Origin of the sequence: Streptomyces sp. NPDC005775 (assembly GCF_042871565.1) — a bacterium.
Classification (GTDB): Bacteria; Actinomycetota; Actinomycetes; order Streptomycetales; family Streptomycetaceae; genus Streptomyces.
The window spans coordinates 274,585-286,882 of sequence record NZ_JBIAIU010000005.1 but is presented as its reverse complement, the minus strand read 5'-3'; the positions used below and the strand labels follow the sequence as shown (position 1 = coordinate 286,882).

Sequence of the window (12,298 nt, the reverse complement as noted above, 5' to 3'; positions counted from 1 at the left end):
CGCTTTTGTATTTTCCGGCTCATTATCCGGATGGGGTAATCATCGCGGCGACGCGGGATTGGCACAGTGCCAGTCCCCGGGCTCTGCCCCAGAAGGAGATAAACATGGCTACTGGCACCGTCAAGTGGTTCAACGCGGAAAAGGGCTTCGGCTTCATCGAGCAGGATGGTGGCGGCGCTGACGTCTTCGCCCACTACTCGAACATCGCCGCCAGCGGCTTCCGTGAGCTGCAGGAGGGCCAGAAGGTGAACTTCGACGTCACGCAGGGCCAGAAGGGCCCGCAGGCGGAGAACATCACCCCCGCGTGAATTAGATGACACCGGCGCTCACGCGCTGAGTGCGCATCCACAGCTGGGGCCCGCACCTTGGGTGCGGGCCCCAGCTCGTTGCTTTTCCCGGGTCCGCCCCCGTGCACGCCGTGCCGGTACCACCGCCACGCGCCGCCGGGGAAGCGCACAGGACCCACGCTCTTCACCATGCGGCGGACGATCCGCCATGGCTCCCGGACCACCGGTCCGCCGGAGCCCCGTGACGAGACCTGCAGGACCGCCTCCGGCCCGGCTCGTCTGTCATTGCGAAGCACCGGACCCGGCTCTGCCCGGGCCCGTATCGGCTCAAGACCGGCTGCCGGGCTTCGTTCACGTATGCCAACGGCCCGTTCTTGCGATTCTTGTGCCGCTCGTCGCCGCAATGAATTCCTCGATACGCGCCATATCGAGGAAAGGTTCCGTATGAACCGCGATCGTCCCGCTCGTTCCAATGACCGTTTTTCCCGCACCACCCGCAGCGGTGGAGCCACCGGTTCCGGCGGCTCCCGTTCGGGCGGCGGTTTCCGCTCGCAGGCTCCGGGCCGCCAGGGCAGCGGCCAGGGACGCTTCGGCGCCCCGGCCCAGCGCTCCGGTGGCGGCTACGGCCGCCGGCCCGCCGCCAAGCAGGGTGAGTTCGCCCTGCCGCAGACCATCACCCCGGCACTGCCCGCCGTCGAGGCGTTCGCCGATCTGGACATGCCCGCACCCCTGCTGGCGGCGCTCGCCGGTCAGGGCGTCACCGTGCCGTTCCCGATCCAGGCGGCCACGCTGCCGAACTCGCTGGCCGGCCGTGACGTGCTCGGCCGCGGCCGCACCGGCTCCGGCAAGACGCTCGCCTTCGGGCTGGCCCTGCTCGCCCGCATCGAGGGACAGCGCGCCGAGGCGCGCCGCCCCCTGGCCCTGGTCCTCGTCCCCACCCGGGAACTGGCCCAGCAGGTCACCGACGCGCTCACCCCGTACGCCCGCTCGCTCAAGCTGCGACTGGCCACCGTCGTCGGCGGCATGTCGATCGGCCGGCAGGCCGCGGCGCTGCGCGGTGGCTCCGAGGTCGTCGTCGCCACGCCGGGCCGGCTCAAGGACCTGATCGAGCGCGGCGACTGCAACCTGGACCGGGTCTCCATCACCGTCCTGGACGAGGCCGACCAGATGGCCGACATGGGCTTCATGCCGCAGGTCACCGAGCTGCTCGACCAGGTGCAGGCGGGGGGCCAGCGGATGCTGTTCTCGGCCACCCTGGACCGTAACGTCGACCTGCTCGTCCGCCGTTACCTGCACGACCCGGTCGTCCACTCGGTCGACCCGGCCGCCGGTGCGGTGACGACGATGGAGCACCACGTGCTCTACGTCCGCGGCGCCGACAAGTACGCCACGACGACGGAGATCGCCGCCCGCGACGGCCGGGTGATCATGTTCCTCGACACCAAGCACGCCGTGGACAAGCTCACCGACCACCTGCTCAGCAGCGGGGTACGGGCGGCGGCGCTGCACGGCGGGAAGTCCCAGCCGCAGCGCACCCGGACCCTGACGCGGTTCAAGACCGGCCACGTCACCGTGCTGGTCGCCACGAACGTCGCGGCCCGCGGCATCCACGTCGACAACCTCGACCTGGTCGTCAACGTCGACCCGCCGAGCGACCACAAGGACTACCTGCACCGCGGCGGACGCACCGCCCGGGCCGGCGAGTCCGGCAGCGTCGTGACGCTGGTGCTGCCCAACCAGCGCCGCGAGATGACGCGCCTGATGTCCGACGCCGGGATCACCCCGCAGATCGCCGAGGTCCGCTCCGGCGAGGCCGAGCTGAGCCGGATCACCGGTGCGCAGGCGCCCTCGGGCATCCCCGTCACCATCACCTCGCCGCCGTCCGAGCGCTCCAAGAGCAGTGCCTCCTCGCGTGGCCGGCGCAGCCGCCCGGCACAGGCCCGCCGCTCGTCGTCGCCCGCGTCGTCGTCCTCCTCGCAGCCGCGCGGCGGTGGGGCGCCGCGCCGCGCCACCGGCGACCGTGCCGCCTGACCGATACCCGCGTTCCCGCCCGGTTCCGTCCCCCGATCCCGTTGAGGCACTATGCGCTGCGTCATCGCCCGTTTCCCGTTCGACCTGTTCAAGCACGAGGTCGAGGAATCGATGAAGGGCATCAAGCCCGAACCCGTCACCGGGGAGTCGGTGATCATCAGCCGTCGTACGTACCCCGTCAAGCAGGTGGGCGAGATCATCACCCGGCAGGACCGCCGCGACTTCTCGGCCGGTGAGGTGACCAGGGCGCTCTCGCGCCTCGGCTTCACCGTCCGGTCCGTCCCGGCCCCCGCCGCGCCCGTGGTGCTCAGCCCCCTGGAAGCGGCCTCCGCCGCACTGGGCACGCCCGGCCAGGACGCCTGAGCCGCCGCACCGTCACACCCGAGGCCCGGTCCCCCACTGCGGGGGGCCGGGCCTCGGCGCGTGACCGGGCCCGCGGTCTCAGGTCCAGAGCGCCTCGGCGAGCGTGACACCGGCGAACGCGGCGCCGAGACCCGCGACCACGCTCGCCACCGCGTTGGCCGCCGCGTAGAACCGCGCCCCGCCCTCGGCCAGCCGCAGCGTCTCGTAACTGAACGTCGAGTACGTGGTCAGCGCCCCGCAGAGCCCCGTACCGAGCAGCAGTCGCAGGTGCGAGGACGCGGCGCCGGCCGCCACCGCGCCGGTCAGCACGCCCAGCACCAGGCAGCCGCTCACGTTCACCGTGAAGGTGCCCCAGGGGAAGACGGTGTCGTGCCTGGCCTGTACCGCCCGGTCGGTCAGATACCGGAGCGGGGCGCCGACCGCCGCGCCGATGATCACCAGCAGCCAGTTCACCCGGACTCCCCGGCATCCCGCCCCGGGCGGACGATCTCGCAGGCGTCCAGCGTGACCGGGCCGTCGCCGGTCAGTTCGGCGATCAGCGGCAGGAACGCGCGGATCTTCGCCTCCTCGTCCACGATCACCACCGCCAAGGGCAGGTCCTCGCTGAGCGACAGCAGCCGTTGCGTGTGGATCATCGAGGAGGCGCCGAAGCCCTCGATCCCCCGGAACACACTGGCCCCCGCGAGTCCCGCCGCGTGCGCCCGGTGCACGATCTCCGTGCAGACCGGGCGGTGGTGCCAGGTGTCCGACTCGCCGACCAGGGCGGTCAGCCGCAGGCCGGGTGCTGTGTTCGGCGTCGTCATGCCTGCCTCCACACGAGTGCGCGGCGCGTCAGCCACACCGCGCTCCACACCGCCGCGAGAGCCGCGAGCAGTGTCAGTCCCAGATAGACCAGACCGGTACGGGCCCGGCCCCCGTCGACGAGACGCTCAATGTCCACGGCGTACGTGGAGAACGTGGTGAACCCGCCCAGCACCCCCGTACCGAAGAACGGCCGCACCAGGCGGTGCGCCGACCACGCCTCGCTGATCACCACCATGAACACACCGATCACCGCACAGCCGACGACGTTCACCACGAGGGTCGTCCACGGGAATCCGCCGGTCGCGGTGGGCCACAGCAGCGAGGCCCCGTAGCGGGCGGACGCGCCCGTCGCGCCGCCGAGCGCGACCACCGCGACGACGGCGGTCTGCGGGGAGCGGAACTTCGTGGACACACGTCTCCTGCCGGCCGGGGCACTGTCCCCAGAATATCGCCCGTGTGCCGCGGGGCGGGGTGTCCTAGGGTTGCCGGGTGTATGCCAGCGGGGAGTTGCGGACGGTAGTCGGGGACACGGGGCGGGGCCGCATCCCCCGGCAGCGGGACAACGGTGGGTCCGGGGGGCGGGAGCCGTGGTGGCGGCGGCACCGGGTGCCGGTCGTCGCCGTGGCCGTCGTGGTCCCGCTCTACGCGGTGTGGGCGGCCGTCCTGGCCACCGGCGGCGGTGACCTCGCCGCGCAGCTCGCCTGGTCGGGGTTCACCGCCCGCCACCCGGGCTCGGCGTACAACCTCTCCTGGTACGGGGGGATGCACACGGCCAACTACAGCGTCTTCTCCTCGTACGTGATGGCCCTCTTCGGCGTCCGGGCGGTGTCGGTGGCCGCCGGGATCGCGGGCACCTGGCTGATGGCCCTGCTCCTCGTCCGCAGGGGGGTGCCGCACGCCGTCCTGCCCGCGGTCCTCGCCGCGCTCACCCTGTGGTGCAACGTCGCGTCGGGGCGCACGACCTTCGCGCTCGGCGTCGCCATAGGGCTCGTCGCCCTCCTGTACGTCGACCGCTCGGTGACCGCCGTGGTGGCCGGGGCGGCGGCGACGATGGCCAGTCCGGTCGCGGGGCTGTTCCTCGTGGTGGCGGGGGCGGCGTACCTCCTGGACCGGCAGTGGCGCAAGGGCGCGGTGCTGATGGTGCCGTTCTTCGCGGTCGTGGGCGCCACCTCGGTGCTCTTCCCGTTCGAGGGCGAACAGCCCATGCAGGCCAACCGGCTGTGGATGCCGATCGTCGTCTGTGCCGTCCTCGCGGTCGCGGCGCCGGTGGGGCGGCAGTGGCTCCTGCTGCGGTACGGCGCCGTGGTGTACGCGGTCGGGGTGCTCCTCACCTTCCTCATCGCCTCCCCGATCGGGACGAACGTGGAGCGGCTGCTCGGTCTGGTCGCCGTGCCCGTGCTGTTCATGGCGGTCCTCGCGCTCGTGCGGGAGAGGGCATGGGCCCGGACGGCCATGGTGGCGGTGGCCCTCGTACTGTCCGTCAACTGGCTGGCCGACAAGACCGTGGACGACCTCCAGGTGTCCACCGCCGTGCCGGCCTGGGCGTCCCACACCGAGGGCGTGGTCGGTGAACTGCGCCGCCTGGACGCCGGTCTCGGCCGCGTGGAGGTCGTCCCGGCCCGCAACCACCGCGAGGCGGCGGTGCTCGCCCCGCACGTGAACATGGCGCGCGGCTGGAACCGTCAGCTCGACGTCGAACGGGGGCGGTTCTTCTACGGCGAGGCGCTGTCCGCCGCCGATTACCGGGCCTGGCTGGACCGGTGGGCCGTGGGCTACGTGGTGCTGCACCACGGGCAGCCGGACGGCCCCGCCGAGGCCGAGGCGGCGCTGGTCAGGGCGGGGCAGCCGTGGCTGAAGCCGGTGTGGCGGGACTCCGGGTGGACGATCTACCGGGTGCGGGGCGCGAAGCCGCTGGTGGACGCCCCCGCAGAGGTCGTACGCGGCGACGACGCCGAGCTGGTGGTGCGGATGCCCGAGGCGGGGTCGGTGACCGTCCGGGTCGCCCACTCGCCGTGGCTGCGGGTGCGCGGCGTCGGGGGAGCCACCGGGGGCTGCCTGCGGCAGGACGGCGAGTGGACGCGGCTGACCGTGCCGGAGGGCGGGACGTACCGGCTGGACTCGGCGTACCGGCTGCCGCGCGGCGGGGGCTGCTGAGGCGCCGTACGGCCTGTCGGCACAAGGGTTGTCCGCCGTGCGCGGCGCGCGGCCCGGACCAGCGGTTTCACCCGATCGGCCACCCCGTCTGCGCGCCGGGCGCGGAGGCCGCAGGGTGGTCCCATGTGGCACCGATACCGACTCTGGCCGGCCGCCGCGGTCCTCCCGCTCACCCTCCTGATGCTGCGGGACGCCCCGGTGCGCCTCGTGCTGCCCCCGCCGGACGCCCCGGTGCACGAGCGGGCGCCGGGGGTGCCGCAGCCGGCGATCGTCACCCGGGCGGCCTGGCACGCGGACGAGGGCATGGTGCGTGAGCACGCGGTCTACACGGGCGCCGTGCGGGCGGTCTTCATCCATCACACGGGGGAGTCCAACACCTACGACTGCGCGGACGCGCCCCGCATGCTGCGGTCGGTGGAGGAGGCCCACATCAAGGGCAACGGCTGGGACGACATCGGCTACAACTTCCTCGTCGACCGGTGCGGCACGATCTACGAGGGCCGGGCCGGCGGCATCACGCGGCGGGTGCGCGGGGCGCACACCACGGGCTTCAACGCCGACAGCGTGGGCATAGCCGTGCTGGGCGACTACGGGCGCGGGGACACGGTGCCCAAGGCCGTCATCAGGGCCCTCGCCGAGGTGGCCGCGTGGAAGCTGCGCCCGGGGAGCGATCCGCGGGGCACGGTGCGGCTGGTCTCGACGAACGACGCGAGCAGGTACCCGAAGGGCGAGGCGGCCGTGCTGCACGTGATCTCGGGCCACCGCGACGCGTACCAGACCACCTGTCCGGGCGAGGCGCTGTACGCGGAGCTGCCCGCGATACGGGCGGCGGCGGCGACCCTGCGCGCGGTGCGGACGGGCACGGAGGACGCGGAGACACCTCGCTGAGTTTCGTACTAGTGCATAATGCTGTTCTGTCTAGTTCGAATGCGCTAGCATTTCGGTATGCCTGCCACGACCCCGCTTCCCGTGACCCTGACCGGCCGCCACGTCCGCGTGGAGCCGCTGACCACGGACCACCTCGACGACCTCTTCGCCGCAGGCGGCGGGGACGACGAGGTCTGGCGCTGGCAGGGCGGGCCGACCCCGCACACCCCGGAAGAGCTCGGCGAGAAGCTCACGGAACTGCTCGCGGTCGCGCGGCGCGGCACCTACGTCCCGTTCGCCGTCATCCACCGCGCGAGCGGACGGGCGGTGGGCTGGACCACGTACATGGACGTCGACGCCGCCGACGAACGCCTGGAGATCGGCTGGACGTGGTACGGCCGCGCCCACTGGCGCTCGGCGGTCAACACCGAGACGAAGCTGCTCCTGATCGGGCATGCCTTCGACGAACTGGGCATGGGGCGCGTGCAGTTGAAGACGGACCACCTCAACGTACGCTCGCAGAACGCGATCGAACGGCTCGGAGCCCGGCGCGAAGGGGTGCTGCGCCGCCACCGTCGGCGTCCCGACGGGACCTGGCGCGACTCGGTCTACTTCTCGCTGCTCGCCGACGAGTGGCCCGAGGCGAAGGCCCGCCTGGAAGCCCGTCTCTGAGCGCGATCCGGCCGTACCGGGCGCTCCGACGGCGTTCCGACCGTGTTCCCATGCGCTCCGGCGGCTCCGTACGGGGGCAGGCCCCCGGGCCCGTGTCCACCGGCCGGTGGACACGGGGTTCCACCGGGCGGGGCTGCCGGGCGAAGGGCCCCGCGAACCAGCATGGACGCATGAGAATACGACCCGTACGTATGGCCCGTTGGAGCGCCCGGCACCCGTGGCGCGCGATCGTCGGCTGGTTCGTCTTCGTGCTGCTGTGCCTCGGCGCGGGCATCGCCGCAGGCAACAACCCGGCCACCACCAAGGACTTCTGGGTCGGCGAGGCCGGCCGCGCCGAGTCGATGGCCACCGACGGCGGCCTCCAGCGCCGGCCCACCGAACACGTCCTGATCCGCGCCGGATCCGGCCCCCTGGACGCGGAACGGGCCACCGCCGCGGCCCGCGAGGTCACCGCCCTGATGGCGGCCCTGCCCGAGGTGGACAGCGTGGCACCGCCCGTCCGCTCGAAGGACGGCACGGCCCTGCGGGTGACCGTGGTCTTGAAGGGCGCCGAACTCGACGCCAGGAAGAACGTCGTCCCGCTCCTCGACCGGACCGCACACGTGGCAGCCGCCCACCCGGACCTGGTCGTGGAGGAGACCGGCTCCCCCGCCATCAGCAAGGGCGTCAACGACCAGCGCGGGGACGACCTCGCCCTGTCGGAGCGCCTCTCCCTGCCGGTGACGCTCGTCATCCTGCTGATCGTGTTCGGCTCGGTCGTCATGGCCGGTGTTCCACTGCTGCTGGCTCTCTCCTCGATCGCCGCGACGATGGGCCTGGCCATGCTGGCCTCGCACCTGATGCCCGACCCCGGCGTCGGGACCAACATGATCCTGCTCATGGGACTCGCGGTCGGCGTCGACTACACCCTCTTCTACCTCAAGCGGGAACGCGAGGAACGAGCCAGGGCGGCGGGCCGGCTCAGCCCCGAGGCGCTCGTGGAACTCGCCGCCGCGACCGCCGGCCGGGCCGTCGTGGTCTCCGGCCTCGCGGTGATCGTCTGTACCGCCACCCTCTACCTGGCCACCGACGTCATCTTCTCCTCGCTGGCGACCGGCACCATCCTCGTCGTCGCGGTGGCCGTGCTCAGTTCGCTCACCGTGCTGCCCGCCCTGCTCGTGAAGCTCGGCCACCGCGCTGAGCGCCGCGCCGCGAAGAAGGCCGCCCGCCGGGCGAAGCGGGGCGCTCCCGTCCGTACGAAGCCGGCGAAGCCCGAGAACGGGCGGATCTTCGGCGCGCTCATGCGCCCCGCACAGCGGCACCCCGCGATCACCCTCTGCGTGTCGGTCCTGGTCATGCTCGCCGTGGCGGCGCCGGCGCTGGGCCTCAAGCTCGTCGACCCGGGCAAGGACACCTTCTCCCGCGACATCCCGGCCATGCGGGTCTACGACCGGCTGACCGGCGCGTTCCCCGAACTCCTGGTCAAGCACGAGGTGGTGACCCGAGGCACCCCGGAACAGGCCCCCGCGATCAGGACGGCGCTGACCGAGCTGGGCAGGGCCGCCCAGGCGGACCCGCTCTTCGCCCGCACCGGCGAACCCGTCGTGCGGACCTCCGCCGACGGCCGGACCAGTGTGCTGGAACTGGCGGTGCCGCACCCGGCGCCCTCCGACGAGGCCATCGCGTCCCTGGAGCACCTGCGCGACCGCTACATCCCGTCCACGATAGGGGAGTTGAAGGCGACAGAGACGGCGGTCAGTGGTGACGTGGCGCGCGGCCAGGACTACGTGCACCACGAGCGCGGCAAGCTGCCGCTGGTGGTCGGGTTCCTGCTGCTGCTCACCTTCCTGACGACAGCGGTGGTGTTCCGCTCGGCCGTCATCGGCCTGCTCGGAGTCGTACTGAACCTGCTCTCCGCAGCCGCCGCGCTCGGTGCACTCGTCCTGGTCTTCCAGGGCGGTTGGGCGGAGGGCCTGCTGGACTTCGACTCGCTCGGCGCCATCGCCTCCCGTGTGCCGCTCTTCCTGTTCGTGCTCCTGTTCGGCCTGTCGATGGACTACCAGGTCTTCGTCGTCAGCCGGATCAAGGAGGCGATGGAGCACGGGATGACGGCCCGCGAGGCCGTGCTCGACGGCATCGACCGCTCGGCGAAGGTGGTGACGAGCGCGGCGCTGGTCATGGTCACGATCTTCGCGGCCTTCGTCTTCCTGCACCTCACCGAGATGAAGCAGATGGGCTTCTGCCTGGCCGTCGCGGTCCTGCTGGACGCCGTGGTGATCCGGATGATGATCCTGCCGTCCGCCCTGCTCCTGCTGGGCGAGCGCGCCTGGCGCCCGCTGCGCACCTCGCGCCGGGGGGCCACCGGCACCCCGTCCGCCCCGGCCGACCGGCCCGTCCCCCACGTAGGCTGACGGACATGCTTCAACGGCCTCGGCGCGGCGATCCCGTCTGGATCTGGGTGCTCCACGGGTGGGAGGCCTTCTCCTGGGGGCTGATCGCCCTGGTCACCCTGATCACGATGCTGGGCGGGACCCCGACGGACCGCAAGCTCTGGATCCTCGCGCTGACGGCCGGCCTCGCCCTCTGCTACGTACGGGTGCGCACGCGTCCCGGCGCTCGGGTGCCGGGGGGTTACGGCTACCTCGTCGTTCTCGTCGCCGTGATGGGGGCGCTCTCCTGCCTCGGTGACGGCTTCGGGGTCTTCTACGCAGTGATGCTGACGCAGTTCATCGTCTTCGCGGACAGCCCCCGGGGCGCGATCCTGTTCAGCGGCCTAGGGGCCGTGGCGATCACCCTCGGCGGCAGCCTGCGCGAGGGCGGGCAGGCGGACGCGTACCTCACCAACTCCTACTCCTCCCTAGGCGTCTGGGCGGTGGCCGTCGTGATGACGCTCCTGACGCCCCGGGCCCTCGCCCAGCGCGACGAACGGGCGGCTCTGCGTGCCGAGTTGAAGAGCACGCAGCTCGAACTGACCGAGGTCTACCAGCGCCAGGGCGCGGCGGAGGAGCGCGAACGTCTCGCCCGGGAGATCCACGACACCCTCGCCCAGGGCTTCGCCTCCATCATCGTGCTCGCCGAGGCGGCCAGGTCCCAGCTGACCGTGGACGTGGAGCGCAGCGCCCAGCAGCTCCAGTCCATCGAGCAGACGGCCCGGGAGAACCTCGCCGAGGCCCGCGTGCTGGTGGGCGCCGCCCCCAGCAGCGGCGTGGCCCCCGGATCGCTCGCCGCGACGCTCCGCCGCACCCTGGACCGCTTCACCGAGGACACCGGACTCGACGTGACGGCGGACCTCGCCGACCTCGCGTGCGACCAGCCGACCCGGATCGCCCTGCTGCGCTGCACCCAGGAGTCCCTGGCCAACGTCCGCAAGCACGCGGCGGCGACCACGGTCGGCGTGGTTCTCTCGCAGGGTTTCGACACCATCGAACTGGAGATCACCGACGACGGCAGCGGGTTCGTCGTCGAGGACTCCCACGGCTTCGGCCTGGACGGCATGCGCAAACGGCTCGCCGAGTTCGGCGGCGGCCTCACCGTCACCAGCTCACTCGGCGACGGGACCCGGGTCCTCGCCACCATCCCGCTCGCCCCCGACGGCCAGGAGTGACATGACAACCGACACCGCCACCCCGCCCCCGCTGCGCGTCATCCTGGCCGACGACCACACGGTGATGCGCGCCGGACTCGTCGCGCTGCTGTCCTCGGAGCCCACCGTCGAGATCATCGGCGAGGCGGGCGACGGCCGCGAGGCGGTCCGCCTGGTCGAACGACTCCGCCCCGACGTCGCCCTGCTGGACCTGCGGATGCCGGTCCTGGACGGGGTGGGCGCCACCCTGGAGATCGTCGCGGGCGAGGCCCCCACCCGGGTGCTGATCCTGACCACGTACGACACCGACGCGGACATCGAGCGGGGCGTCGAGGCGGGTGCCACCGGCTACCTCCTCAAGGACGCCACCCGCGAGCAGTTGGTGGAGGCGATCCACTCCGCGTCGCGGGGCGAGACGGTCCTCGCCCCGCGCGTGGCCCAGCGCCTGGTGGCGAGGATGCGCCGGCCCGTACCCGTCACCCTGACCGCCCGCGAGTCCGAGGTGCTCGGGGCGGTCGCGGACGGTCTGTCAAACGTGGAGATCGGCCGCCGGCTGTTCATCGGCGAGGCCACGGTGAAGACCCACCTGTTGCGCATCTTCGCCAAGCTCGACGTCAACGACCGCACGCGGGCGGTGGTGGTCGCGATGGACACGGGTCTGCTGCACCGGCGCGAGGGACTGCCCGGTGGAGCGTAGAGCCACACCTGTGACCGCCGCCGTACGGGCCGGACCCGGCCCACTGCCGGTCGCCGCGTCCGCGTCCGCCCACCCGTCGTGTGGACCACGGTTCGACACGTCCCTCACTCACACCAGGAGAAGATCATGCGCACCGAGACGCCGCACATCCCCACCGCGGACGGCCGGGCCGACGCTTTCGCCGCCTTTCCCGACGACGGTGAGCGGCACCCGGGAGTGCTGATGTACCCGGACGCCTTCGGCATCCGGCCCGTGCTGCGGGACATGGCCCAAGAGCTGGCCGGGCACGGGTACTACGTGCTCGTCCCCAACATCTTCTACCGGCACGGCCCGACACCGGTGATCGAGCTTCCGGAGCACATCGGGGAGGATGACCGGCCCGCGATCTTCGCCCAGCTGATGCCCCTGATCCAGGCGCACACCGCGGAGCGCACCCTGAGCGACGCCGACGCCTACCTGGGCTTCCTCGCCGGCCGGCCCGAGGCGGCTCCCGGGCCGGTCGCGGTGACCGGCTACTGCATCGGCGGCCTCGTGGCGATGCGCACCGCCGTGGCCCACCCCGGCCGGGTGGCCGCCGCCGCCGCGTTCCACGGTCCCCTGGCCGCCGACGTGACCGACCACCTCGACGAGCTCACCGCGGAGATCCACCTCGGCCACGCCGAAGGAGACCTGACGCCCGAGGCCCTCGCCGAGCTCAACTCGACCCTGGACGCCGCCGGGGTCGACTACACCTCCGAGATCTACCCCGGCACCCTCCACGGCTACACCATGTCCGACACCGACGCCTTCAGCCCCTCCGGCCTGCGGCTGCACTGGGACCGCCTGCTCCCGCTCCTCGACCGCACCCTGGCCAAGAAGTGA

General features: G+C 72.4%; 13 protein-coding genes. 10 read left to right on the top strand and 3 right to left on the bottom strand.

Going from position 1 to position 12,298, the window contains the following annotated elements:
- The first annotated feature begins 104 nt into the window (after positions 1-104).
- From ACFYPA_RS14810 to ACFYPA_RS14800, 3 genes are all read left to right on the top strand, one after another.
- Positions 105-308 carry a cold-shock protein gene (locus tag ACFYPA_RS14810; RefSeq protein ID WP_015609674.1) on the top strand — a complete coding sequence of 68 codons (204 nt, stop codon included), beginning with the start codon at positions 105-107 and terminating at the stop codon, positions 306-308.
- 423 nt (positions 309-731) lie between these two features.
- Positions 732-2,318: a DEAD/DEAH box helicase gene (locus ACFYPA_RS14805; protein ID WP_389132009.1), complete on the top strand. Its 1,587-nt coding sequence runs from the start codon at positions 732-734 to the stop codon at positions 2,316-2,318.
- A 51-nt stretch (positions 2,319-2,369) separates the two neighbouring features.
- Complete coding sequence (locus ACFYPA_RS14800; RefSeq protein ID WP_359080945.1) at positions 2,370-2,681, top strand: SCO5918 family protein; 312 nt, start codon at positions 2,370-2,372, stop codon at positions 2,679-2,681.
- Between the two features lie 78 nt (positions 2,682-2,759).
- Here the strand turns inward: ACFYPA_RS14800 and crcB (ACFYPA_RS14795) are convergent, their stop codons facing one another.
- From crcB (ACFYPA_RS14795) to crcB (ACFYPA_RS14785), 3 genes are read right to left on the bottom strand one after another with little or no spacing between them, the layout of a single operon-like run.
- Positions 2,760-3,134: a fluoride efflux transporter CrcB gene (gene crcB, locus ACFYPA_RS14795; RefSeq protein ID WP_359080943.1), complete on the bottom strand. Its 375-nt coding sequence runs from the start codon at positions 3,132-3,134 to the stop codon at positions 2,760-2,762.
- The gene (locus ACFYPA_RS14790; RefSeq protein ID WP_389132005.1) at positions 3,131-3,484 is read right to left on the bottom strand and encodes a DUF190 domain-containing protein; all 354 of its coding nucleotides are present in this window, start codon (positions 3,482-3,484) and stop codon (positions 3,131-3,133) included. Before ACFYPA_RS14790 ends, crcB (ACFYPA_RS14795) begins: the two co-directional genes overlap by 4 nt.
- Positions 3,481-3,897 carry a fluoride efflux transporter CrcB gene (gene crcB, locus ACFYPA_RS14785; RefSeq protein WP_359080939.1) on the bottom strand — a complete coding sequence of 139 codons (417 nt, stop codon included), beginning with the start codon at positions 3,895-3,897 and terminating at the stop codon, positions 3,481-3,483. The genes ACFYPA_RS14790 and crcB (ACFYPA_RS14785) overlap by 4 nt, the downstream gene beginning before the upstream one ends.
- Before the next feature lie 194 nt (positions 3,898-4,091).
- On the opposite strand from crcB (ACFYPA_RS14785), the gene ACFYPA_RS14780 reads away from it, so the two are divergent.
- The 7 genes from ACFYPA_RS14780 (at position 4,092) to ACFYPA_RS14750 (ending at position 12,298) form a co-directional block, all read left to right on the top strand.
- The gene (locus tag ACFYPA_RS14780; RefSeq protein ID WP_389132002.1) at positions 4,092-5,639 is read left to right on the top strand and encodes a hypothetical protein; all 1,548 of its coding nucleotides are present in this window, start codon (positions 4,092-4,094) and stop codon (positions 5,637-5,639) included.
- 123 nt (positions 5,640-5,762) lie between these two features.
- Positions 5,763-6,527, top strand: coding sequence for a peptidoglycan recognition protein (locus tag ACFYPA_RS14775; RefSeq protein ID WP_359080935.1), 765 nt, complete (start codon positions 5,763-5,765; stop codon positions 6,525-6,527).
- A 57-nt stretch (positions 6,528-6,584) separates the two neighbouring features.
- Positions 6,585-7,178 carry a GNAT family N-acetyltransferase gene (locus ACFYPA_RS14770; protein WP_389131999.1) on the top strand — a complete coding sequence of 198 codons (594 nt, stop codon included), beginning with the start codon at positions 6,585-6,587 and terminating at the stop codon, positions 7,176-7,178.
- Between the two features lie 170 nt (positions 7,179-7,348).
- Positions 7,349-9,568, top strand: coding sequence for an MMPL family transporter (locus ACFYPA_RS14765; protein ID WP_389131997.1), 2,220 nt, complete (start codon positions 7,349-7,351; stop codon positions 9,566-9,568).
- 5 nt (positions 9,569-9,573) lie between these two features.
- On the top strand, positions 9,574-10,761 hold the full coding sequence (locus ACFYPA_RS14760; protein ID WP_389131994.1) for a sensor histidine kinase: 1,188 nt from the start codon (positions 9,574-9,576) through the stop codon (positions 10,759-10,761).
- A 1-nt stretch (position 10,762) separates the two neighbouring features.
- Positions 10,763-11,437: a response regulator transcription factor gene (locus tag ACFYPA_RS14755; RefSeq protein ID WP_359080927.1), complete on the top strand. Its 675-nt coding sequence runs from the start codon at positions 10,763-10,765 to the stop codon at positions 11,435-11,437.
- 126 nt (positions 11,438-11,563) lie between these two features.
- On the top strand, positions 11,564-12,298 hold the full coding sequence (locus tag ACFYPA_RS14750) for a dienelactone hydrolase family protein (protein ID WP_389131990.1): 735 nt from the start codon (positions 11,564-11,566) through the stop codon (positions 12,296-12,298).

What these genes read in the sequence shown, in the direction of transcription:
- ACFYPA_RS14810 (WP_015609674.1), top strand. Translation starts at nt 105, where the DNA reads ATGGCTACTGGCACCGTCAAGTGGTTCAACGCGGAAAAGGGCTTCGGC.
- ACFYPA_RS14805 (WP_389132009.1), top strand. Translation starts at nt 732, where the DNA reads ATGAACCGCGATCGTCCCGCTCGTTCCAATGACCGTTTTTCCCGCACC.
- ACFYPA_RS14800 (WP_359080945.1), top strand. Translation starts at nt 2,370, where the DNA reads ATGCGCTGCGTCATCGCCCGTTTCCCGTTCGACCTGTTCAAGCACGAG.
- ACFYPA_RS14790 (WP_389132005.1), bottom strand. Translation starts at nt 3,484, where the DNA reads ATGACGACGCCGAACACAGCACCCGGCCTGCGGCTGACCGCCCTGGTC.
- ACFYPA_RS14775 (WP_359080935.1), top strand. Translation starts at nt 5,763, where the DNA reads ATGTGGCACCGATACCGACTCTGGCCGGCCGCCGCGGTCCTCCCGCTC.
- ACFYPA_RS14770 (WP_389131999.1), top strand. Translation starts at nt 6,585, where the DNA reads ATGCCTGCCACGACCCCGCTTCCCGTGACCCTGACCGGCCGCCACGTC.
- ACFYPA_RS14765 (WP_389131997.1), top strand. Translation starts at nt 7,349, where the DNA reads ATGAGAATACGACCCGTACGTATGGCCCGTTGGAGCGCCCGGCACCCG.
- ACFYPA_RS14760 (WP_389131994.1), top strand. Translation starts at nt 9,574, where the DNA reads ATGCTTCAACGGCCTCGGCGCGGCGATCCCGTCTGGATCTGGGTGCTC.
- ACFYPA_RS14755 (WP_359080927.1), top strand. Translation starts at nt 10,763, where the DNA reads ATGACAACCGACACCGCCACCCCGCCCCCGCTGCGCGTCATCCTGGCC.
- ACFYPA_RS14750 (WP_389131990.1), top strand. Translation starts at nt 11,564, where the DNA reads ATGCGCACCGAGACGCCGCACATCCCCACCGCGGACGGCCGGGCCGAC.